The sequence below is a fragment of the Mycolicibacter heraklionensis genome (genome assembly GCF_001021505.1).
Taxonomy (GTDB): Bacteria; Actinomycetota; Actinomycetes; order Mycobacteriales; family Mycobacteriaceae; genus Mycobacterium; species Mycobacterium heraklionense.
Window position 1 is genome coordinate 35398 of the sequence record NZ_LDPO01000005.1, and the last position, 22046, is coordinate 57443.

General features: G+C 67.8%; 20 protein-coding genes and 2 pseudogenes. 10 read left to right on the top strand and 12 right to left on the bottom strand.

Annotation, left to right across the window (positions count from 1 at the left end; genetic code table 11):
• Positions 1 to 133: 133 nt before the first annotated feature.
• The 3 genes and pseudogenes from ABW16_RS28095 to ABW16_RS08245 form a co-directional block, all read right to left on the bottom strand.
• Positions 134 to 241 (bottom strand): annotated as a pseudogene (locus ABW16_RS28095) (hypothetical protein); the annotation flags it as partial.
• Positions 234 to 437 carry an antitoxin gene (locus ABW16_RS08240; RefSeq protein ID WP_327083212.1) on the bottom strand — a complete coding sequence of 68 codons (204 nt, stop codon included), beginning with the start codon at positions 435 to 437 and terminating at the stop codon, positions 234 to 236. The pseudogene ABW16_RS28095 and the gene ABW16_RS08240, both read right to left, overlap by 8 nt.
• 54 nt (positions 438 to 491) lie before the next feature.
• Positions 492 to 1493: an SMP-30/gluconolactonase/LRE family protein gene (locus ABW16_RS08245; RefSeq protein ID WP_047318682.1), complete on the bottom strand. Its 1002-nt coding sequence runs from the start codon at positions 1491 to 1493 to the stop codon at positions 492 to 494.
• Positions 1494 to 1545: 52 nt separating this feature from the next.
• Here ABW16_RS08245 and ABW16_RS08250 point away from each other — a divergent pair, with 52 nt between their 5' ends.
• Positions 1546 to 2460 carry a sigma-70 family RNA polymerase sigma factor gene (locus ABW16_RS08250; RefSeq protein WP_047318860.1) on the top strand — a complete coding sequence of 305 codons (915 nt, stop codon included), beginning with the start codon at positions 1546 to 1548 and terminating at the stop codon, positions 2458 to 2460.
• A 2-nt stretch (positions 2461 to 2462) separates the two neighbouring features.
• Positions 2463 to 2954: a PPOX class F420-dependent oxidoreductase gene (locus tag ABW16_RS08255; protein ID WP_047318683.1), complete on the top strand. Its 492-nt coding sequence runs from the start codon at positions 2463 to 2465 to the stop codon at positions 2952 to 2954.
• Here ABW16_RS08255 and ABW16_RS08260 read toward each other — a convergent pair.
• From ABW16_RS08260 to sdhC, 6 genes and pseudogenes are all read right to left on the bottom strand, one after another.
• Positions 2929 to 3558 (bottom strand): annotated as a pseudogene (locus ABW16_RS08260) (carboxymuconolactone decarboxylase family protein); the annotation flags it as partial. The gene ABW16_RS08255 and the pseudogene ABW16_RS08260 overlap by 26 nt on opposite strands.
• Before the next feature lie 98 nt (positions 3559 to 3656).
• Positions 3657 to 4448 carry a phosphatidylethanolamine N-methyltransferase family domain-containing protein gene (locus ABW16_RS08265; RefSeq protein ID WP_047318685.1) on the bottom strand — a complete coding sequence of 264 codons (792 nt, stop codon included), beginning with the start codon at positions 4446 to 4448 and terminating at the stop codon, positions 3657 to 3659.
• 143 nt (positions 4449 to 4591) lie between these two features.
• Complete coding sequence (locus ABW16_RS08270; protein WP_230987196.1) at positions 4592 to 5461, bottom strand: succinate dehydrogenase iron-sulfur subunit; 870 nt, start codon at positions 5459 to 5461, stop codon at positions 4592 to 4594.
• The gene (gene sdhA, locus ABW16_RS08275) at positions 5461 to 7233 is read right to left on the bottom strand and encodes a succinate dehydrogenase flavoprotein subunit (protein ID WP_047318686.1); all 1773 of its coding nucleotides are present in this window, start codon (positions 7231 to 7233) and stop codon (positions 5461 to 5463) included. The genes ABW16_RS08270 and sdhA overlap by 1 nt, the downstream gene beginning before the upstream one ends.
• Positions 7234 to 7276: 43 nt before the next feature.
• Positions 7277 to 7744 carry a succinate dehydrogenase hydrophobic membrane anchor subunit gene (locus ABW16_RS08280; RefSeq protein WP_047318687.1) on the bottom strand — a complete coding sequence of 156 codons (468 nt, stop codon included), beginning with the start codon at positions 7742 to 7744 and terminating at the stop codon, positions 7277 to 7279.
• Positions 7741 to 8178 (bottom strand): succinate dehydrogenase, cytochrome b556 subunit, encoded by a 438-nt coding sequence (gene sdhC / locus ABW16_RS08285; protein ID WP_167344266.1) that lies wholly within the window; start codon positions 8176 to 8178, stop codon positions 7741 to 7743. The genes ABW16_RS08280 and sdhC overlap by 4 nt, the downstream gene beginning before the upstream one ends.
• A 239-nt stretch (positions 8179 to 8417) precedes the next feature.
• On the opposite strand from sdhC, the gene ABW16_RS08290 reads away from it, so the two are divergent.
• From ABW16_RS08290 to ABW16_RS08300, 3 genes are read left to right on the top strand one after another with little or no spacing between them, the layout of a single operon-like run.
• Positions 8418 to 8810 carry a cytidine deaminase gene (locus ABW16_RS08290; protein ID WP_047318689.1) on the top strand — a complete coding sequence of 131 codons (393 nt, stop codon included), beginning with the start codon at positions 8418 to 8420 and terminating at the stop codon, positions 8808 to 8810.
• On the top strand, positions 8807 to 10108 hold the full coding sequence (locus ABW16_RS08295; RefSeq protein ID WP_047318690.1) for a thymidine phosphorylase: 1302 nt from the start codon (positions 8807 to 8809) through the stop codon (positions 10106 to 10108). The genes ABW16_RS08290 and ABW16_RS08295 overlap by 4 nt, the downstream gene beginning before the upstream one ends.
• Before the next feature lie 7 nt (positions 10109 to 10115).
• The gene (locus ABW16_RS08300) at positions 10116 to 11204 is read left to right on the top strand and encodes an adenosine deaminase (RefSeq protein ID WP_047318691.1); all 1089 of its coding nucleotides are present in this window, start codon (positions 10116 to 10118) and stop codon (positions 11202 to 11204) included.
• A 68-nt stretch (positions 11205 to 11272) separates the two neighbouring features.
• On the opposite strand, the gene ABW16_RS26870 is transcribed toward ABW16_RS08300, so the two are convergent.
• Positions 11273 to 11836 (bottom strand): LGFP repeat-containing protein, encoded by a 564-nt coding sequence (locus ABW16_RS26870; RefSeq protein WP_200900629.1) that lies wholly within the window; start codon positions 11834 to 11836, stop codon positions 11273 to 11275.
• A gap of 216 nt (positions 11837 to 12052) precedes the next feature.
• Positions 12053 to 13333: a protein export chaperone SatS gene (gene satS, locus ABW16_RS08310; protein WP_047318692.1), complete on the bottom strand. Its 1281-nt coding sequence runs from the start codon at positions 13331 to 13333 to the stop codon at positions 12053 to 12055.
• A 220-nt stretch (positions 13334 to 13553) separates the two neighbouring features.
• Between satS and ABW16_RS08315 the strand changes: the two genes are divergently transcribed.
• From ABW16_RS08315 to upp, 4 genes are all read left to right on the top strand, one after another.
• Positions 13554 to 15020 carry a PE-PPE domain-containing protein gene (locus ABW16_RS08315; protein ID WP_233424723.1) on the top strand — a complete coding sequence of 489 codons (1467 nt, stop codon included), beginning with the start codon at positions 13554 to 13556 and terminating at the stop codon, positions 15018 to 15020.
• 165 nt (positions 15021 to 15185) lie between these two features.
• Positions 15186 to 16601 carry a PE-PPE domain-containing protein gene (locus ABW16_RS08320; RefSeq protein WP_233424724.1) on the top strand — a complete coding sequence of 472 codons (1416 nt, stop codon included), beginning with the start codon at positions 15186 to 15188 and terminating at the stop codon, positions 16599 to 16601.
• A 3-nt stretch (positions 16602 to 16604) separates the two neighbouring features.
• A complete protein-coding gene (locus ABW16_RS08325; protein ID WP_047318694.1) occupies positions 16605 to 17990 on the top strand; it encodes a PE-PPE domain-containing protein in 1386 nt (461 codons plus the stop codon).
• Positions 17991 to 18007: 17 nt separating this feature from the next.
• A complete protein-coding gene (gene upp, locus ABW16_RS08330; protein WP_047318695.1) occupies positions 18008 to 18631 on the top strand; it encodes a uracil phosphoribosyltransferase in 624 nt (207 codons plus the stop codon).
• A 199-nt stretch (positions 18632 to 18830) separates the two neighbouring features.
• On the opposite strand, the gene ABW16_RS08335 is transcribed toward upp, so the two are convergent.
• A complete protein-coding gene (locus tag ABW16_RS08335) occupies positions 18831 to 20441 on the bottom strand; it encodes a phospho-sugar mutase (protein WP_047318696.1) in 1611 nt (536 codons plus the stop codon).
• Between the two features lie 134 nt (positions 20442 to 20575).
• On the opposite strand from ABW16_RS08335, the gene ABW16_RS08340 reads away from it, so the two are divergent.
• Positions 20576 to 22030 (top strand): ArnT family glycosyltransferase, encoded by a 1455-nt coding sequence (locus tag ABW16_RS08340; protein ID WP_233424725.1) that lies wholly within the window; start codon positions 20576 to 20578, stop codon positions 22028 to 22030.
• Positions 22031 to 22046 lie beyond the last annotated feature (16 nt).

The following is a 22046-nucleotide window of genomic DNA, read 5'->3' on the forward strand; positions in this document are numbered from 1 at the left end:
GAGCCACGCTGTGGCTGGTGGTTCAGGAGTTATGTCTGTGGTGTAGTCCAAAGGCCCAGGATCAGCCTGAGCCCCCGTTCGATCTCGTGCATGGTTTCGGGAGTCAGCGTGCCCAGTCGCTCCAGTAGGCGGCTGCGGGGCGGTGCGTGCCCGGTTCGCCGGTTCGAGCGGCGCCGAGGGCGACGAGCCAGAGGTCGCCGCGGTGCGGTTCAACCCGTGGGTCCGGTCTGCGTTCAGTCAAGGCCGTCGCCGCCAGTGGTGTCCCAGTCGCGGTTCTCGTCGACAAGGGTGTGCAGCGCAGCTTCGGCCCGCGTGGCGTCGCGTTCGGCGCGGAAGGCAGCTGCACGCTCGGCGTCGGCGGCTAGTTCCGAGAGCAGAACGGCTATCGAGACACCTCGCTCGCGTGCCTGGGCGGCCAATCGGTCGCGTGTCCGCACCGGCACTGGAATTGTAGTAGTTGGCGTAGACATAATTTGTCGTCTTAGTAGGCGCTAGCTTTCGTGCAGCTCGAAGTACGCCAGGCCAGACCCGGCGATCCGCCCCATCCACAACCGGCCGTCGGACTCCACCACGCCGGTGGCCAGCCCGAAGTCGGGGTGTTCGGTGCGGAACTGGGCCAGCACCCGCCCGTCGTCGGCATCGAACGCGACAACCCACACCACCGGCGTGGGGTCGGGCAGCAAGCGGTAGGGCAGCAGCCGCCAGAGCAGGCGGCGCAGCACCGGCGCGCGGGGACTGAGCCAATCGGACAGTGCATTGCGATCGGAGACCATCGCGACCCAGATCCGTCCGTCGGTCCCGGTGGAGATGTTGTCGGGGTGGCCGGGCAGTTCCTCGACCAGCGGGGTGATCGAGCCGCGGTGGGGACCGGTCAGCCAGTACTTGGACAGTCGCCGCCCGGTGCTCTCGGCGAACACGACTGCCGATTCGTCGGTGGTCAGCGTCACGCCGTTGGCGAAGTGCAGCCCGTCGGCCAGCACGCTCACCGCACCGTCGGGATCGCGCCGCAGCAGCGACCCGCTGCCGCGGGCCTCGATCACCGAACCCTTGTAATGCTCATAGTGGAACCGGTTGGTGGATTCGGTGAAATAGATTGTGCCGTCCGCGGATTCGACGGCGTTGGAGCAGAACGTCAGCGCCTGCCCGGCCACTTCGCTCACAAGCGTCTCCAGTCGCCCAGTCTGCGGGTCATAGCGCAGCAGGCCGCGGTGGCTGTCACAGATCAGCAGTCGGTGATCACCGGTGAAAGCCAGTCCCAGCGGGCGCCCGCCGGTGTCGGTCACCACCCGTGGTGCGGTGCCGTCCGGGCCGACCGCGACGATGCGCCCGTCCTCGACGCCGGTCCAGATGCTGCCGTCGGCGGCGGCGACCACGTCTTCGGGTGCGGTGCCGGGAATCTCGACGATTCTCAGCGCCGGGGTGGGATCCGGCGGGGGTAGCGGCCGCGAACCCGGGGGCTGCCAGCGGACGGGGTCGATGTGCGGCTTGGCCATTGCTGCATTGTGTCTGACCGGCCGAACCCGATTTGTGCCTAGGCTGGTGGCGATGACGGCATCGGTGGAGGATTTCGAGGCGTTACGGCCTCATCTGCTGGCGGTGGCCTACCGGCTCACCGGCATGTTCGCCGACGCCGAGGACATCGTGCAGGATGCCTGGCTGCGGTTCGACGCCGCCGAGCGTGACCGCATCAACGACCCGCGGGCCTGGCTCACCACGGTGGTGAGCCGGCTCGGCCTGGACCGGCTGCGTTCGGCGGCGCGGCGGCGCGAGTCCTACGTCGGCGAGTGGCTGCCCGAGCCGGTGGTCACCGGCGTCGACGACGCGGATCCGCTGTCGACGGTGGTGGCCGGCGAAGACGCCCGGTTCGCCGCGATGGTGGTGCTGGAGCGGCTGACTCCCGATCAGCGGGTGGCCTTCGTGCTGCACGACGGATTCGCGGTGCCGTTCGGCGAGGTGGCCGGGGTGCTGAACACCACCGAAGCCGCGGCCCGCCAGCTCGCCTCGCGTGCCCGCAAGGCCGTCACGGCTGACCCGCCCCCGCAACCCGATCCGCGCCACGACGAGGCGGTCGGCTCGTTGATGGCCGCGATGGCAGCCGGTGACCTGGCGGCCGTGGTGGCGCTGCTGCACCCCGACGTGACGTTCACCGGCGACGCGAATCGCCGGGCGCCGACCGCCCCGCGGGTCATTCGCGGTCCGGAGAAGGTGGCCCGGTTCCTGCTCGGCCTGGCGCGCCGCTACGGCCCGACTCTGATCACCGCGAACCAGCTGGCGCTGGTCAACGGTGAACTCGGCGCCTACACCCCGGGCGCACCCGGCGCCGACGGTTTCTCCGAGCTGATGCCGCGGGTCACCGCGATGACGGTGCGCGACGGGCGGGTGGTGGCGATCTGGGACATCGCCAACCCGGACAAGTTCACCGGAACCCCGCTGCGCCCCACCGAGTCGAACGGAGAATGAGCATGCCCAACAGCATCACGACGAAGATGGGCGCGTTGATGTTTCGCGCGATGGACAAGATGCGCCACCGCGACGCCTTCGACATCGGCGATCCCACCGGCACGGACTTCACCGGCTTCGACACATCTCGGCAGATCGTGCTGGTCACGTTCAAACGATCGGGTGAAGCGATGCCGAGCCCGATCAACCACGGTGTCGACGCCGGACGGATCTACGTCCGCACCGATGCCTCCACCGGCAAGGTCAAACGAATCCGCAACAACCCGAACGTCGTGGTGGTCCCCAGCAGCCTGCGCGGAAAGCCCACCGGGCAGCCGGTGGCGGGAACCGCCAGGATTCTGCCCGAGGCTGAGCATGCGCACGCCGAACGTGCGATCGCCGCCAACTGGAGTCCGGCGATGCGGATCTTCGAGCGCGGCCTGGACAAGGGCAGTGCGGCAGCGGGACTCCCGATCGCCTACATCGAGATCACTCCTGCGAGTCAGCCTCGGTGATCCAGGGCACCCGGCAGGCATCCCCGGAGTTGAAGCCCTGCTCGGTGATGCCCAGCGCCGAGTACATCCGGGATCGCATGTTCTCCACCCCGATCTGGTAGGTCAGCTCGATCACGCCGGCGTCGCCGAACCGCTGCCGCAGATCGGCGACTTGGGCGTCGGTGACCGAATGCGGATCGGTGGTCATCGCGTCGGCGTAGGCGATCGCGGCCCGCTCGTCCTCGGTGAAAAGCGGAGAACTCGCGTAACTGTCGATTTCCTTGAGTCGCTCGGTGTCCAGGCCCTCCAGCCGGGTCAGCATGGCCCCGAAGTCCACGCACCACGAGCAACCGACGGTGCGGGCGGCCCAGAACACCGCCAGGTCCCGCGGACCGGCGGGCAGCTTGCGCGACGCGGACTGCAACAGGCCCTCGTGCACGGCGTTGGCCACCAGCAGGCGCGGGTGGTGGGCGATGACGGCGAAGGGTTCCGGGACCTCACCGAAGCGCCGCTTGGTGTAGCGGTACATCGCCCGCACCAGCGGGTTGGCCTTCTTGGGGGACAGCGGTTCGATTCGTGTTCGAGTAGTCATACCAGTAAGACGAGGCGGCCCGCCGAAGTGTGACGGCCCCTTTTTTTTTCGCGCCAGCGCGCGTGTTTGCACGGCGACACGCCGCTACAGCTGTACAACTGTGAACGCTCGCGCACCGAGGTAGGCGCGCCTCAGATCAGGAACGGCACCAGCGCCTTGCGGTCGGTCGGGTAGTCGGCGAACTTCTCCTGGTACCACCGGTGGGTGCCCAGGGCCCGGGGGATCAGATTCCCGGCGGTGATCAGCAGGATGGCGACGCCGGGCAGCGCCCAGGTCAGCACCGCGAAGCCGGTCCAGGCGATGATCTCGCCCAAATAGGCGGGGCTGCTGACGAACCGGAACCCGCCGCCGAACGGAATGCGGTACTCGGCGCCACCGGGATTGTTCTTGTCGCGCAGGTTGCGCACGATCGACTCGGAGTTGACCAGCAAGGCGAATCCGCACAGGTAGATCACCAGGCCCACCAGGAACCGCGGATCGGTCAGCCAGCGGGTGCCGTACTGACCGAAGTAGTCATGGCTGAACAGCGCCCCGTTGAGATAGCCGTGCATGGACGTGACGAGCATGCCCATCACCACCACCGAAATGTTGAAGGTGCTGCGCTTGCCGGGCACCTGGCGGATCGCCAGCGGGAAGAACCAGCCCCGATTGGCGTAGTGCAGCGCCCAGATCCCGGCGAGCACCAGCGACGTCGGCTCGAACCGGGCCGGCCCGCTCAGATAGGCGGCCAGGAACACCACGGTCGCCGGGATCTCCATCAACCACCAGCCGAACTTGGGGTTCAGGTTCAAGCCGAGCTTCGTCGTCGAGAACCGCCCGTAGGAGCTCTGGCCGAAGAAGCCGCCGACGATCACGAACGCCGCGAAGGCGAACGCTGCGGTCAGGACGGTGTCGTAGACGGTGTTGCCGGTGTACCAGTTCATGCTCAGTGTCCTATCACGGTCGCGGCCAACCTAACGCGAGGGTGCACCGTTGTACGCCCGTAAGCGGCGTGTCCCCGGACAAACACGCACTCTCGCGCACAAACAAACGGACGCACGCTGGAGCACAAAGGCGCGCGGGCAGGTCAGCGGGCGAACATCAGCGCCCGCTTGACCTCCTGGATCGCCTTGGTGATCTCGATACCGCGCGGGCAGGCGTCCGTGCAGTTGAACGTGGTTCGGCAGCGCCACACCCCGTCGACCTCGTTGAGGATGTCCAGGCGCTCGGCGGCGGCCTCGTCGCGGCTGTCGAAGATGAACCGGTGGGCGTTGACGATCGCGGCCGGACCGAAGTAGGCGCCCTCGCTCCAGTACACCGGGCAGCTCGTGGTGCAGATGGCACACAGGATGCACTTGGTGGTGTCGTCGTAGCGCGCGCGGTCGGTCTGGCTCTGGATGTGCTCGCGGGTGGGGTGGTTGCCGGAGGTGATCAGGTACGGCTTGACCGCCTTGTAGGCATCCATGAACGGTTCCATGTTGACCACGAGGTCTTTTTCCACCGGCAGGCCACGCAGCGGTTCGATGGTCAGCGTCAGCTCCTTGCCCGGCTTCTTGGGCAGGATGTCACGCATCAGCAGCTTGCAGGCCAGCTTGTTGTTGCCGTTGACCCGCACCCCGTCCGAGCCGCACACACCGTGCGCGCAGGACCGGCGGAAGGTCAGCGTGCCGTCCAGGTAGCTCTTGACGTAGATCAGCAGGTTGAGCAACCGGTCGGTGGGCAGGGCCGGGACCCGGAAGCTCTGCCAGCCGCCGGTGGCGGCGTAGGCGTCGGGGTTCTCCGGGTTGTAGCGGGCGATCTTGAGCGTGACCATCTGCGCGCCCTCGGGGACCGGGGGCAGCGGCGGGTCGCCGGCGGGGGCGTTGTCGACCAGTGCCGCCGGTGCCGCGCTGGACGGCCCGGGCGAGCAGCAACCGCCCTCGGACGAGCAGCAACCGGAGTCAGCTGAGGAGGACATCAGTACTTCCGTTCCTTCGGTTCGTAGCGGGTCTGCACCACCGGCTTGTAGTCCAGCCGGATGTCGGCGATCAGATCGGTGCCCTGCTTATCGGCCCCAATTTCCTTATAGGCCATGGTGTGGCGCATGTAGTTGACGTCGTCGCGGTTCGGGTAGTCCTCGCGGGCGTGTCCACCGCGCGATTCCTGTCGGTTCAACGCACCCACCACGGTGACCTCGGCCAGCTCCAGCAGGAAGCCCAGCTCGATCGCCTCCAGCAGGTCGGAGTTGAAGCGCTTGCCCTTGTCGTGCACGGTGATCCGGGCGTAGCGCTCCTTGAGCGCGTGGATGTCGCTCAGCGCCTGCTTGAGGGTCTTCTCGGTGCGGAACACCGCGGCGTTGTTGTCCATCGACTGCTGCAGCGCGCCACGGATGTCGGCGACCCGCTCGTTGCCGTGCTCGGAGAGGATGTCGCCCACCCAGCCGACCACCATGTCGGCGGGGTTCTCCGGCAGCTCGACGAAGTCGTGGGCATTGGCGTACTCGGCGGCGGCGATGCCCGCGCGGCGGCCGAACACGTTGATGTCCAGCAGCGAGTTGGTGCCCAGCCGGTTGGCGCCGTGCACCGACACGCAGGCGCATTCGCCGGCGGCGTACAGACCCGGCACGGTGTTGGTGTTGTCGCGCAGCACCTGGCCGGTGACGGTGGTCGGGATGCCGCCCATCACGTAGTGGCAGGTCGGGTAGACCGGCACCAGCTCCTTGACCGGGTCCACGCCCAGGTAGGTGCGGGCGAACTCGGTGATGTCGGGCAGCTTCTCCTCGAGCACCTCTTCGCCGAGGTGACGCACGTCGATGTAGACGTAGTCCTTGTTCGGCCCGGCGCCGCGGCCCTCGAGCACCTCAAGCACCATCGAACGGGCCACGATGTCGCGCGGGGCCAGGTCGACGATCGTCGGGGCGTAGCGCTCCATGAACCGCTCACCGTCGGCGTTGAGCAACCGGCCGCCCTCGCCGCGCACGGCCTCGGAGATCAGGATGCCCAGGCCGGCCAGGCCGGTCGGGTGGAACTGGTGGAACTCCATGTCTTCGAGCGGGAGTCCCTTGCGGAACACGATGCCCAGGCCGTCGCCGGTCAGGGTGTGCGCATTCGAGGTGGTCTTGTACATCCGGCCCGAGCCGCCGGTGGCGAACACGATGGCCTTGGCGTGGAAGACGTGGATGTCACCCGTGGCCAACTCGTAGGCGACGATGCCGGTGGCCACCGGGCCCGACGGCGTCTCGGTGAGCACCAGGTCCAGCGCATAGAACTCGTTGAAGAACTCCACGCCGTGCTTGACGCAGTTTTGGTACAGGGTCTGCAGGATCATGTGGCCGGTGCGGTCGGCGGCGTAACACGCGCGGCGCACCGGGGCCTTGCCGTGATCGCGGGTGTGCCCGCCGAACCGGCGCTGGTCGATGCGGCCTTCGGGGGTGCGGGAGAACGGCATGCCCATGTTCTCCAGGTCCAGCACCGCGTCGATGGCCTCCTTGGCCATGATCTCCACCGCGTCCTGGTCGGCCAGGTAGTCACCGCCCTTGACGGTGTCGAAGGCGTGCCACTCCCAGTTGTCGTCCTCGACGTTGGCCAGCGCGGCGCACATGCCGCCCTGCGCCGCGCCGGTGTGGCTGCGGGTGGGGTAGAGCTTGGTCAGTACTGCAGTGCGGGCCCGCGGGGCCGCCTCGACGGCCGCGCGCATCCCGGCGCCGCCGGCACCGACGATCACCACGTCGTATCGATGTTCTTGAATCACCGCGATATCACCCGTTCGCTAGGAGAATCTGCCGTCAAGACCGTCAAGAAATGTTCGCGTCGAAGCTCAGCAGCACGTAGCTGCCCAGCACCAACGTGAAGATGATCGACACCGCCAGCAGCGACATCAGCCAGAACCGGCTGCGGGAGCTGCGGGTGTAGTCGCCGATGATGGTGCGCAGGCCGTTGCCGCCGTGCAGTTCGGCCAGCCACAGCAGGCACAGGTCCCAGATCTGCCAGTACGGGTGGTGCCAGCGCTCCGCCACGTAGTTGAAGTCGATGCGGTACACGCCGTCCTGCCACATCAGCATGACGAACAGGTGGCCGAGCACCAGGAAGATCAAGACGGCACCGGAGAACCGCATGAACAGCCAGGTGTACTTCTCGAAGTTGGGCATCCCGCTGTGTCGCTGCGGCGCACGCGGGTCGCCGAGGCTGGCCGGGCGGTCGCGGTCCGGGCCGCGGACCGGGGCTATCGGGCCCCTGCTGCGTTGCACGTCAGTTGTGCTCATAGGAACCGCTCCACCATGTGCATACCGATCCGGACCATCACCGGGACCATCACCACCAACCAGATGACGCCGACCGCCACCAGCATCTGGCGGTGCCAGCGGGTGCCCTGCCACCAGAAGTCGATCAGGATCAGCCGGACCCCGTTGAGGCCGTGGAACAGCACCGCGGCCACCAGTCCCAGCTCCATCAGGCCGACGAGCGGGGTCTTGTAGGTCGCGATCACCTCGGTGTAGGCCTGCGGGCTGACCCGCACCAGGGCCGTGTCGAGCACGTGTACGAACAGGAAGAAGAAAATGGTCGCACCGGTGATCCGGTGCAGCGCGAACGCCCACATCCCCGGATCGCCCTTGTACAGACTCTGCCGCCGGAACCGCGTCGCATCCGACCGCGTTCCCGGCAGCGCAGTCGTATCGGCGGATGTCGCCGTCATCAACGCCTCCAAATTTTCTGCAGCGGCCCGCTGCGCCCGGCTATACCGTGCGTACGGTCGCTCCGCAACGCCATCGCTGTCAATAAACCTCGGCAAGGACTCTAAACCCATCAACAGGCCCGAAACGACCACGCGAAAGTTACTGACGAGTAGTCAGGGCCTGCGGCTACGCTGATTTTTGATCGTTGCCGACGGACGGACGAGGTGATGTGGTGCGCTCGGGTCGACAAGAGATCTGTTGAATGACTCACCAAATCGACTGGGACATGTTGCGGCGCAACGCAATCAAGGTTGCAGCTAACGCCTACGCGCCCTACTCGGGCCTGCGGGTGGGCGCTGCCGGACTGACCGACGACGGCCGGGTGGTCACCGGCTGCAATGTGGAAAATGTCTCATATGGGCTGGGCCTGTGCGCTGAGTGCGCGGTGGTCTGCGGGCTCTACGCGGCCGGTGGCGGGCGGCTGGTCGCGCTGTCGTGCAGCAATTCCGACGGGAAGCTGCTGATGCCGTGCGGTCGGTGCCGCCAGGTACTGCTCGAACACGGGGGTCCCCAGTTGCTCATCGACCACCCGGCGCGGCCGCGGCCGTTGGCCGAGCTGCTGCCGGACGCCTTCGGGCCGGATGCGCTGCCATGAGCCCCCTCGCCTCCTTTGATGCCCCGACGCTGATCGCCACCAAGCGTGACGGCCACCGGCTGCCCGACGCCGGGATCGACTGGCTGATCGAGGGCTACACCACAGGCCTGGTCGCCGAAGAGCAGATGTCGGCGCTGCTGATGGCGATCTACCTGCGCGGGATGGACACGGCCGAAACCGTGCGCTGGACCGCGGCGATGATCGCCTCGGGCGAGCGGATGGACTTCACCGACCTGCGCCGCGGCGGCAAACCCCTCAAAACGGTGGACAAGCACTCCACCGGCGGGGTCGGCGACAAGATCACCCTGCCGCTGGTTGCCGTCGTTGCCGCCTGCGGAGCTGCGGTACCGAGCGCGTCGGGTCGCGGCCTGGGCCACACCGGCGGCACCCTGGACAAGCTGGAGGCCATCGCGGGTTTCGACGTGGCGCTGTCCACGGCGCGGCTGCGCGAGCAACTGGCCGGCGTCGGCGCGGCGATCTTCGCCGCCGGCGCTCTGGCGCCTGCCGACGCCAAGCTCTACGCGTTGCGTGACGTCACCGCCACCGTGGAATCGCTGCCGCTGATCGCCAGCTCGGTGATGAGCAAGAAGCTCGCCGAGGGGACGGACGCGCTGGTCCTCGATGTCAAAGTCGGCTCGGGGGCGTTCATGAAAGAGCGGGGCGACGCCCGCGAGCTGGCCCAAGCGATGGTCGGGCTGGGCGCGGCACACGGGGTTGCCACCCGAGCCCTGCTCACCGACATGAGCACGCCGCTGGGGTGCACGGTCGGCAACGCGATCGAGGTGGCCGAAGCCCTCGAGGTGCTGGCCGGCGGCGGCCCGGCCGATGTGGTGGAGCTGACGGTGCGGCTGGCGAGCGAGATGCTGGAGCTGGCCACAATCGACGGCGCCGACCCCGCGCAGACACTGTCCGACGGCAGCGCGATGGACCGATTCACCGCGATGGTCGCCGCCCAGGGCGGGGACCTCGGTGTTCCGTTGCCGGTGGGGAAGTGCTGCGAGACGGTGACCGCTGATCGGGGCGGCTTTATGGGGCACATCGATGCGATGGCGGTCGCCCTGGCGGCCTGGCGGCTCGGCGCCGGCCGGTCCAGGCCGGGGGAGCGGGTGCAGCACGGGGCGGGGGTGCGGATTCACCGCCGGCCGGGCGAACCGGTGGCGGCCGGCGAAACCTTGTTCACGCTCTACACCGACACCCCCGAGCGGCTCGGACCGGCGTGCGCCGAGCTGAACGGCGGCTACTGCGTCGGCGACACACCGCCGCTCCCGCGTCCCCTGATCATCGAGGCGACCGCATGATGAAGTCATGAGTACACCGGTGAACCTGGAGACCATCCGGGAGGTCCCCAAGGCGCTGCTGCACGATCACCTGGACGGCGGGCTGCGCCCGGCCACCGTCGTCGACATCGCCGGACAGGTCGGCTACGACGACCTCCCGGCGACCGACCCCGAAGAGCTGGCGACCTGGTTCCGCACCCGCTCGCACAGCGGGTCGCTGGAGCGCTACCTGGAACCGTTCAGCCACACCGTGGCCGTGATGCAGACCGCCGACGCGCTGCATCGGGTGGCCCGCGAATGCGTCGAGGATCTGGCCGCTGACGCCGTCGTCTACGCGGAGGTGCGGTTCGCGCCGGAACTGCACATCGAGGGCGGGCTGTCGTTCGACGAGGTGACCGATGCGGTGCTGGCCGGTTTCGCCGACGGGGAGCGCGACGCCGCGGCAGCCGGCCGGGAGATCACCGTGCGCTGTCTGGTCACCGCCATGCGCCATGCCGCGCTGTCGCGGGAGATCGCCGAACTGGCCATCCGGTTCCGCGACAAGGGCGTAGTCGGGTTCGACATCGCCGGCGCCGAGGCCGGATATCCGCCGACTCGGCACCTGGACGCGTTCGAGTACATGCGTGACCACAACGCCCGTTTCACCATCCACGCCGGCGAGGCGTTCGGGCTGCCTTCCATCCACGAGGCGATCGCGTTCTGCGGCGCGGACCGCCTGGGGCACGGGGTGCGCATCACCGACGACATCACGGTCGGCGATGACGGCAGCTTGCAGTTGGGTCGGCTGGCGGCGATCGTGCGGGACAAGCGGGTCCCGTTGGAGTTGTGCCCGAGCTCCAATGTGCAGACCGGAGCGGTCGACAGCATCGCCGAGCACCCGTTCGACCTGCTGGCCCGCGCTCGGCTGCGGGTGACGGTCAACACCGACAACCGGCTGATGAGCGACACCAGCATGAGCAAGGAGATGCTGGTGCTCGCCGAGACCTTCGGGTATGGCTGGGCAGATCTGCAGCGGTTCACGGTGAACGCGATGAAGTCGGCTTTCATCCCGTTCGATCAACGGGTGCAGATCATCGAAGAAGTGATCAAGCCGCAATATGCGGTGCTGATCGACTGACCACAGCGGCTGAAAACTTCGAAGGCCGGACAATCGCGGTGGCGATTGCCCGGCCTTCGATCCAGAGATCAGTGCTCGGTGACGGTGGCCTCAGCGTCGCCCTGCTTCCAGGTGACGATGCCGTGCTCGAAGGTGGTCTGCTTGGACCCGTCGGCGTTGGTGGTCTCGTCGCTGGTCGGGTAGCCGAGCTTGCCCTGCGAACCGCCCAGCTCGTTCCACTTGTCGCGGATCTTGCCCCACACCACGTACGAACGGGTGGTGTGAACGATCACGCCGCCGTCGAACTGCTGGTAGGTGCCGCCGTCGGGGTTCTTCTGCTCGGCGCCGGTGGGCTCGCCCAGGTCCTGCTTCGCGGCGGCGTCCAGCGAGTCGAGCTTGGCCAGGATCGGCCCGGAGACGGTGTACTCCTTGCCGTCGGCGCCGGTGATCACGGTGGAGCTGGCGGCGCTCTCCTCCGACGGTGCGCTGACCGCGGACGAGATCACCGAGCTGGCCGAGGACGCAACTGAGCTGGCCGAACTCAGGGCCTCGCTGGTCTTCTCCTTGGCGGTGCTGCTGCAACCCGTGCCGATCAGCGCGACTCCCAAAACTGCTGCGGATACTGCTGCGGCCCGCTGTGTTGCCTTGCGCATGTGTAGTCCTTTCGAATTGGAAGGCCCCCGCAAACCGCACGGCCCGGCCCGAGTGTTATCGGGCCAAATGCTAGTCGTGAATATGACCACTCGGCAATGAAATGGGGCAAATGATTGCCGCAATTCGGAGTGAATATCCGCAGCACCCGGCAGGTTGTCCTGCGTGGGGCTTCGGCCCGGCTACCACCGGGGGTGGGGCGACCGGGCGGCAAAGCCTTATTCGCGCCGCAGTCGCGACTGCACGAACTGTTCGAGCTGCTCCCATTCCTTGACGGCGGGAGCGTACGGGCGCTGCGGCTCGTTGACCGACTCCCGGTCGAGCACGTAGCTGACCATCCGGCCCAGCGGACGGTCCGGCTTGAGGGTCTCGGCGACCACGCCGTCCTCGGCATAGGTGCCCACGTCCTGCAGGAACTCGACGGCCAGGTCCAGCTGCTCGCGGTCCACCGCGTCCGGCCCGTCGGTGAGGTCGTCGACGATCCCGGAGAGCACGTAGACGTTGTCATCGGTGATGTCGATCGACAGTGAACCGTCGGTGGCGGCGGTCCGGATGTCGTCGTAGGTGCTCAGATCCGACAGGTCATGGTCGTGCTCGTCGGCCAGGTAGCGGGCCAGGGCGCGCTCGGAGCCGAACACGCTGATCCGGCCGTTGCGGCCCAGGAACACCGGCTCGTCCCCGAGGTAACAGCGCAACGTGAAGAACGTCCCGTTGTCGGTGATGACCCGAACCGGGTCGATGCCCACCTTGGTCCAGAAGTTCGCGTCGCCGCCAAGCACCACCCGGTCGCCGGAGGCCCGCTCGCCGGTCGCGGCGGCTGTCTCGTCGTCACCGCTGCTTTCCGCCTCGGCGGCTTCGTCGTCCTCGGTCTCCTCGGTGTCCGGCTCCGGTTCGGCCGGGGCTTCAGCGGCCAGTTCATCGGCTGCCTTCGACACCGCGGCGGCGTCGACGTTGGGGGTGGTGATGATCTCTTCGATGGCGGTCAACACATTGCCCCAGTTGCGGCCGATGATCTCGGCGATCGTCTCCCAGCGTTTCCGACCGGACCGGCCGGTGAAGTTGTCGACGCCACCCGCCAGCCAACCCAGGTTGGGGTTTCCGTTGAAGAACTTGGTCACTGCCGGCAGGTCGCACACCGATCCGATCGCCGAGACGATCTCCAGTGCATTGGCCAGGGTCTGAACGGACTGCTTGGTCGGCTTCTCGGTCAGCAGTTCCTCGACCGCGATGAGGTCGTATTGCCGGTTGCGAGCCGGGTCCAGCTTGTGGGCGTTGGCCCGCACAAGCTGCGGCCAGCCCGGGTGGTCGGCCAGGTCGTTGTTGGCGTTGATGCGTACGAACGCCACCAGTTCGGCCACGGTGGGGAAACCGTAGAGGTCTTCGTCCCTGCCCAGGAACGCCTGCCACTCGTCACCGGAGTCGCGCCAGCTCGGCGCCCACAGGGTGTAGCGGTCACCATCGGTCACCGCGAGGCGGATCGGTACGAGGTCAGCTGCCATGGCGCACAGAATAACGATGTAGCCCGCGCGGCCTGACGGCGGGATTAGCCGGGGATTGGCCGGCGATTGGCCGCGCGGCGCCGGGCATCGCGTATTAAAGAAACCTGAATTTTGCGGCGATCGGGTTAGCGGTATGCGCCGGGTGGCTAGCGTCGCCGCCAGGGCGAAGCGGGTCGTCGCCGATGACCGAGCGCAACAAGCCGGGGCCGGGGAGGTCGCGATGACGACTGATCGGATGCGCCCCCTGGGCGCGATGCTGTGCGCCGCGGTGCTGGGCACGGCGTCGGTGCTGTCCTCGGCGGCGGTCTACGGCGTGGACCAGCTGGCGATTCGGCTGCGGCTGCTGGCCGACCAGGGCTGGATCATGAACGGAACCGGCCAGCCCGATCCGACCGTCGGGCCCTACCTCGGCCAGATCCTCGCCGGATACCTGCAGCCGTCATCGCCGCACTTCCCCGACCAGCCGACGTTCGCCGGCTACTCCTTTCAGGGCCTGACCACGCCGGAGCAGTTCTGTCCGTTCGTGTGCATCCCGGGCCAGCCGCCGATGGACTTCGGCGTCTCGCTGAACACCGGTGTGGGCCTGCTGGATCAGGCCATCCTGGCGCCGTTGCTGGCCGGCGACAACGTGACGGTGTTCGGCTACTCGCAGAGCGCCGCCATCACGACGATCGAGATGAACAGTCTGATCGCCAACGCCGGCACCGCCGGTTACCCGACCCTGGATCAGCTGGGCAACATGCACGTCGTCCTGATCGGCGACCCGAACAATCCGATCGGCGGCATCCTCGATCGCTTCGAATTCCCCGGCGACCAGCACCTGCCGTTCGTCAACATTCCGCTGAGCCTGGAGGCCACCCCCACCGACCACATCGCGTCCGACATCTACACCGGCGAGTACGACGGCTGGGCCAACTTCCCGCAGGATCCGACCAACCTCCTGGCCGTCATCAACGCCCTGATCGGCATCCTGACCGTGCACCCGTACTACCCGGACTACACCGCCGAGCAGCTGGCCAGCGCCGTCAACGTCGGCACGATCGGCGACGCGAACTTCTACATGATCCCGCAGAATCTGCCGATCCTGCAGTTCATGTTCAACGGCGGGACAGCCGGGCAGTTCTTCGGCGACTTCTTCTCGCCCTGGGCTCGGCTGTTCATCGACTGGGGCTACGGCAACGCGGGCGACCCGGAGGTCAACGGCCTCTACCGGATCCCGGCCGGCGACTTCATCAACGGCAGCGCCTACCAGCAGGCATTCGGGGTGGCCGGCGGTCCATGGGCGATGACCCCGACCGGTGAGCTTTACGACGGATCCAGCGCGATGGGCCTGTTCGAGCGGATGGACCCGCTGCAGATGCTGGCCGGTGTTCAGAACGCACTGATCCAGAGCCTGGTCGGGCCGTGGGCCGACGTCGCGGCCGCGGCCAGTGGCGGCGTCCTCACCGCCGGTGACATCGTCACCATCACCGGCATCACCGATTTCCTGCAGACCATCACCGGCTACGACCTGGTGAACTCGCTCGACCAGTTCCTGATCAACGGCTGGAGCGCCCTGGCCGATGCACTGAACCTGGGCGCCGTGCTGGGTCCCGACGCGCTGCTGAGCGGGGTGGGGGTGCCCGGTGACGGGCTGCTCGACCTGATCGGAGCGGGCTTCAGCGTCTTTAACTTCTTCGGCGCGTAGACCGGCGCGGGTCAGCAAACTCCGGGCGGATTCTCGCCGATTTGACAACACGCGTTTTCTCAAAGAAGGTCAATGCTTAATTCCACCTAATAGATTAATGTGCTCATGGCAGGTGGAAGCACAAGATCACCGATGACGTATTCGAGGCGACCTGGGAGGTCTGCGATGACGGTTAGGCGAGTGCATTCGCTGGGGGCCACCTTGCTGGCCATGCTGTGCGCCGTCCTCCTGGGCATGTCGTCGCTGATGACTCCGGCGCTGGCGTCGCGGCTGGAGAAGATGATCGCCGACGTCGCGCTGCTGGCCGGCGAAGCCTGGATCATGACCGGCACCGGCCAGGCCGACCCCACGATCGGCAGCTACATGGACGTGGTGCGCGACTTCTACCTCCAGCCCGTAACCCCATGGTTCGCCGGGCAGACGTCGTACCCGGACTACGCCCTGAACGGCCTGACCACCCCCGAACAGTTCTGCCCGATCGTCTGCCAACCGCTGCCCATCCCACAGCTGAACTTCGGGGACTCGCTGGCGCAGGGCGTGGCCAACCTCGAGGGTGCGATCCGCCCCCAGCTGGAGGCCGGTGACGAAGTCACGGTGTTCGGCTACTCGCAGAGCTCCGTCATCGCCACCCTGGCGATGCACAACCTGCTCGCCAACGCGCCGGGCGGCGACTACGACCCGGACAACCTGCACTTCGTGCTGATCGGTGCCCCCAACAACCCCATCAGCGGCATGTTGACCCGGCTGAGCTTCCCGGACGGGTTCGACGGAAACATGCAGCACATTCCGTTCCTGAACATCCCGCTGGGCATCGACCCGACCCCGACCCTTCCGTTCGCGACCGACGTCTACAGCACCGAATACGACGGCTGGGCCATCTTCCCGCAGGACCCCACCAACCTGCTGGCCGTGATCAACGCGGTGATGGGGATCGGGGCGGTGCACAACGCCTACTTCACCGACAACCTCGCCAACGCCATCGACCTGGGCACGATCGGCAACACCAACTACTACATGCTGCCCGAGCAGCTGCCGATCCTCGGACCCCTCTACGGGCTCGGCGACATCGGCAAGTTCGCCGCTGACGCGCTGGCGCCCATCCTCAAGACGGTCATCGACTGGTCCTACGGCAACCCCGGTGCCCCGGACGCCGGAATCACCGTGAACGGTGTCGACCCGATCGGCGCGGCCGGGGCCTGGGCGGTCACCGCGACCGGCCAACTGTCCGAGGATACCGGTGTCGCCGGGTTCCTGCTGCGGATGGACCCGCTGCAGATGCTGGCCGGACTGCAGTACGCGGGCGTGCAGAGCCTGACCAACACCATCAACAACCTGCTGGACTTCGCCGGGCAGGGCCCGCTGTCGGACTCGGTCGTCGAGACGCTGCTGTCGGGCTACAACCTGACGCTCGGCCTGGACCAGGCGCTGCTCACCGGATGGCAGGACCTGGCCACCCAGTGGAACGTGGTTGACGTGCTCGGGCCCGACGCCATCTTCAACGGTGCGCCGTTGATCTCCGCGCAGCCGCTGCTGGACCTGCTCGGGGTTGGCTTCAGCCTGGTCAACCTTCTCGACGCCTGACCCATGCTTCGCCGGCGCCCGCCCGGGGCGGTGCTGCTCGCGGCGGCCGTGCTGGTGGCGGGTTCGGGGCTGGGCGTGGCGGGGCTCGGCGCCCAGGACCGGCATGACGTCACGCTGCTGGCCAACGAGGGCTGGATCATGGGGCCGACCAGCATTCCCGACCCCACGGTCGGCGGCTATATGGACGCGGTGTTGGACCTGTTCCTGCAGCCGGCCTCGCCGTGGTTCCCGGGGCAGCCGACGTTTCCCGGCTACCAGTTCGAAGGACTGGTCACCCCCGAGCAGTTCTGCCCGCTGGTGTGCCTGCCGCCGCCGAATCCGTATCTGACCTTCGCCGAGTCGGTGGCGCGCGGCGTGGAGATCCTGCGCGCCGCGTTGGCGCCCCAGCTGGCCGCCGGCTCGGACGTCACGGTGTTCGGCTACTCACAGAGCGCCACCATCTCCACCCAGGAGATGATCAACCTGCTCGCGGCGGGCCCCGGTGGTGGTGGTTATGACCCCGCCGACCTGCACTTCGTGCTGATCGGCAACCCGAACAACCCGCTCGGCGGCGTCCTGACCCGCTTCCCGGCGTATCCGCTGTTGGGCGACCAGCCGGTGCATCTGCCGTTTCTGGGCATCCCGTTGAGCATCGGACCGACCCCGACGAGCGGGTTCGACACCGACATCTACACCGGTGAGTACGACGGCCTGGCCAACTTCCCGCAGGACCCGGCCAACCTGCTGGCCATGGTCAACGCGCTGATCGGCACGGCGACAGTGCATTTCTCCTACATCGACTTCGACAACGTGGCCGACACCATCGATCTCGGCAGGGTCGGGGATACCGACTTCTACCTGATTCCCCAGCAGCTGCCGATCCTGTGGCCGCTCTACCAGCTCGGGGATGTCGGCAAGGTGATCGCGGACGCGCTGGCGCCGATGCTGAAACTGGTCATCGACTGGGGCTACGGAAATCCGGGCGACCCGTTCGTGGGCGTCAACGGCACAGACGCCGTCGGGCCTTGGGCCGTCACCGCCGGCGGGCACCTGGCCGACGGCTCCGACGTAGCCGGCTTCCTGTTGCGGATGGACCCGCTGCAGATGCTGGCCGGCCTGCAGTACGCCGGGGTGCACAGCTTCGTCGATCCGATCAACGACGTGTTGGGTTTCGCCGGGCAGTCGCCGCTGTCGGATTCGTTCGTCGATGCGCTGCTGACCGGCTACCACGTCACCAATGCCGTGGACGCCTATCTGCTCAACGCGTGGAACGAGCTGGCGGTGTCGCTGAACGTCGCCGATTGGCTGGGCCCCGACGCCGTCTTCAACGGCGAGCCGTTGATCTCGCTTGCGCCGATGCTGGAGATGGGCGCGGTGGTCTTCGAGATCCTCAACTTCCTCGGCGCATGACCCGTAGGGTCCCAGGCGTGGATGTGTGCGTCGTCGACCACCCGTTGGCCGCGGCGCGGTTGACCGCACTGCGCGACGAGCGCAGCGACAACGCGGCGTTTCGGTCGGCACTGCGGGAGCTGACCTGGATGCTGGTCTACGAGGCCACCCGCGACGCGCCCCGCGAGGACATCGACGTGCGCACCCCGCTGACCGGCACCGTCGGGGTGCGGCTGGCGCGGCCACCGCTGCTGGTGCCGGTGCTGCGCGCCGGGCTGGGCATGGTGGACGCGGCGCATGCCCTGATTCCCGAAGCCGACGTCGGTTTCGTCGGCGTGGCGCGTGACGAGGCCACCCACCAGCCGGTTCCGTATCTGGCATCGCTGCCGGCGGACCTGAGCGCGACACCGGTCATGGTCCTCGACCCGATGCTGGCCACCGGCGGCTCGCTGGTGCACACCCTGGGGCTACTGCTCGATCGGGGCGCAACCGACATCACCGTGCTGTGCGTGGTGGCGGCGCCGGAAGGCGTTGCGGTGCTGGCGGAAGCGGCACCGGGGGTGCGGCTGTTCACCGCCACCGTTGACGACGGGCTGAACGAGAACGCCTACATCGTTCCGGGCCTCGGCGACGCCGGCGACCGCCAGTTCGGGCCGCGCTGAGATCCCCACCGTCACACCGGTAACCGGCGGGCGGGTATGCGGTTGTTGCCCACCTTTGAGCGACAACCGTTGTTGCGTTGGTGGAGTCAGCCCTCCCGGCATCCGTTGTCGCTCAAAGGCGGGCGAACATCACACCCCGCCGGGCTGGTGGCAGGTGAGCCGGGTGCGGCGGCTGGTGACGAATGGGGCGAATGAGGCGCTACCAGGAGCGGACCGCGTCGGCGACGGCCGCACACACCCGCTGCGCCTCGGCGCGGCCCGCGGCAACGTCATCCGATGGCGGCCGGGCGACCTCGAGATAGCACTTGAGCTTCGGCTCGGTACCCGATGGTCGCACCACCACCCGTACCGAGCTACCGTCGCGCTCGCCGGTGAACTCCATCGCGTCGGTGACCGGTCCACTGCGGTGCAGCAGATCGGTTGCGGTGACAGCGAATCCGGCCAGCGTGGCCGGTGGATCAGCGCGCAGCCTGGCCATCACCGCGGCCGCCTCGGCGGGGCTGGCGACCCGGCGCGACACCGCGTCGGTGACGTGCACACCGTGCCGACGGGCCAGTTCGTCGAGCGCTTCGGGCATGGAGCTGCCCCGATCCCGCAGTGCCGCAATCAGATCACAGACCAGCACCGCGGCGCTGATGCCGTCTTTGTCGCGCACCGCATCCGGGTCGACGCAGTAGCCGATTGCCTCCTCGTAGGCGAAAACCAGGGTGGCGCCCGGCAGGCCGTCATCGGCGCGCGCCAGCCATTTGAACCCGGTCAGCGTCTCCACATGGTGGGCGCCGTAGCGCTGCGCGATGCGCACCAGCATCCGCGACGACACCACGCTACTGGCCACCACAGCGCTGGCTGCTCGGCCGGCGGGTAGCCGCGACAGCAGGTAATCGCCCAACAGCCAACCGGTTTCGTTGCCGGTCAGCATCCGCCAGCCGTCCGGGCCGACGATGCCGACCGCGCATCGGTCGGCATCGGGGTCCAGGGCGATCGCGACGTCGGCGTCGACCTCGGCGGCCAGCTCCAGCAGAGCGTCGGTGGCGCCGGGCTCTTCCGGGTTGGGGAAGGTCACCGTGGGAAAATCGGGATCGGGGTCGAATTGGGTTTTCACCGTGTGGATATCGGCCAATCCGGCGGCGCGCAGTACCTCGACCGCAACCTTGCCGCCCACGCCGTGCAGCGGTGTCAGCGCCACCCGAACCCGACCGCCGTGCCGCCGCACCGCAGCGGCCCGCCCGATGTAGCGCGCGATGAGCTCATCTCCGGCCGGTGTGACAGGACGCCGGGCAATCGTGTCGGCCGGGGGAGCGGCGGCCATTGCTGCCTCGATCTCGGTGTCGGTCGGCGAGACGATCTGCACGCCGCCGTCGAAGTACACCTTGTAGCCGTTGTCGGTCGCCGGGTTGTGCGAGGCGGTGATTTGGATGCCGGCTGCCGCGCCGGTGTTGCGCACCGCGAACGCCACCACCGGCGTCGGGCACGGCTCAGGCAGAAGCAATACCGAGAATCCCGCGCCAGCAAGCACTTCGGCGGTCGCGATGCTGAATTCCGCTGAGCCGTGACGCGCGTCGCCGCCGACCACCACCGTCGAACCCATTCGATGATGAGCGGCGAGCACCCGCGCCACCGCCCAGCTGGCGCGCAGCACCACGGCGAGGTTCATCGCGTCCGGCCCACCCCGCACCGGACCGCGCAGCCCGGCGGTGCCGAACCGCAGCGGCGCCGCGAACCGGGCGGCCAACTCATCGGGGCTGCACGCTGCGAGCTCCGCGGCGGTCACCGGGTCGGGATCGTGGGCGATCCATTCCTTGGGAGTCACCTGTCAATTGTGGCAAGCGGCTAGTCGACACGTGTCAACTACTTGCTACGCTGCCCCGGTTTGTGCCCGATATGACTGGAGTGCCGGTGACCGATTCGACGTCCTTGCTGGCGAGAGTTTCAGCTGCCTCGCCTGTGAGCTGGCGAAACATGATGCCGGTAGGCATCGTGGTGGCCGTCGCGGCCGTCGTGCACCTGGCGGTCGCCACGCACTACGGCTGGCATACCGACGAGTTCTACTACGTGATCTGCGGTCAGCGCCCGGCGTGGGGATACTTCGACCACCCGCCGCTGGTGCCGCTGATGGCCCGGGTGGCGGCTCTGGGCGGCTTGTGGGGGCTGCGGCTGTTGGCCATCGCCATACACCTGAGCTGCATCGTGCTGGCGGCGCAGTTGGCGGCCGAATTCGGCGGGCGTCGAGTGGCGCAGGTGATCACCGCGGCCGCCGTGGCGGCCAGCCCGTTGTTCATGGGTGCCGCGATGTTCTTCGGGACCACCGTGGTCGACCAGCTGATCTGGATCGCGGTGCTGCTGCTGGTGACGCGGGCGCTGCGGATCGGAACGACGTTGGCCTGGCTGCCGGCCGGAGTGGTGGCCGGCATCGGGCTGGAGGCCAAACAGACCGTCGCGTTGCTGCTCATCGGCATCGGGGTCGGTCTGGCGATCTTCCGGCGTGATGCGCTGCGCGGCTGGGGTCCCTGGGCGGCGGGCGCGGTGGCGGCGGTCTTGGCGGCTCCGAACCTGATCTGGAACGCCGCCCATGGCTGGCCGAGTCTGACGTTCGCCCACGCCATGTCCGTGCGCATGGGCGGCTCGGTGGGGTCACTGTCCCAGATGCCCCTGCTTGTCTTGCTTTACGCCGGCCCGCTGTTGATAGTGCTGTGGTTGATCGGCATCGGCTGGCTGGCCTCCCCGGCGGGGGCGGATCACCGCTGGGCGCTGGCAGTACCGGTGGCGGTGGTGGTGTTGGTCGTCATCAGCGGTGGGCGCTGCTACTACGTGGGCCCCGTGTTCGCGGTGCTGTTCGCCGCCGGCGCGATGCGTATCGAAGCCGCGAACCCCGACCGGCTGCCGCCGGGGTGGGCAGTTGCGCTTGTCGGTCTGTTCGTCGGCGCGGCCATGCTCTGCCTGCCGATGCTGCCCGTGACGGCCGCCGATTCGCTGCGCAAGGTCAATCCCATTCCGCTGGAGACCTACGGCTGGCCTGCTTTCGTCGACGAAGTCGCGGCTGCCGCGGCCTCGCTGCCCGACGATGTGCCGATCTTCGCCAGCGACTACGGCGAAGCCTCGGCACTGCGAATCTTCGGGCCGTCAGCGGGTATCAATCGTCCGGTGGTCAGCGGCGACAGCAATTACGCCCTCTGGGGCCCGCCGCCCGGTGACGCAGCCACGGTGCTGTGTGTCGGGAGATTCCCGGTCCGCAAGCTCACGCAGTACTGGGAGCACGTGACCTATCTGGCGTCGATCAAGATCCCCGGTGGTGTGCACAACGGGTTGCACGGAGCCCACATCTACCTGTGTGAGCAGCCGCGGGGCAGCTGGGCCGCGATGTGGCCGCGGATGCGCCACAGCTCCGGTGTTCCGTACTGAACCTGTTGACTGCGGC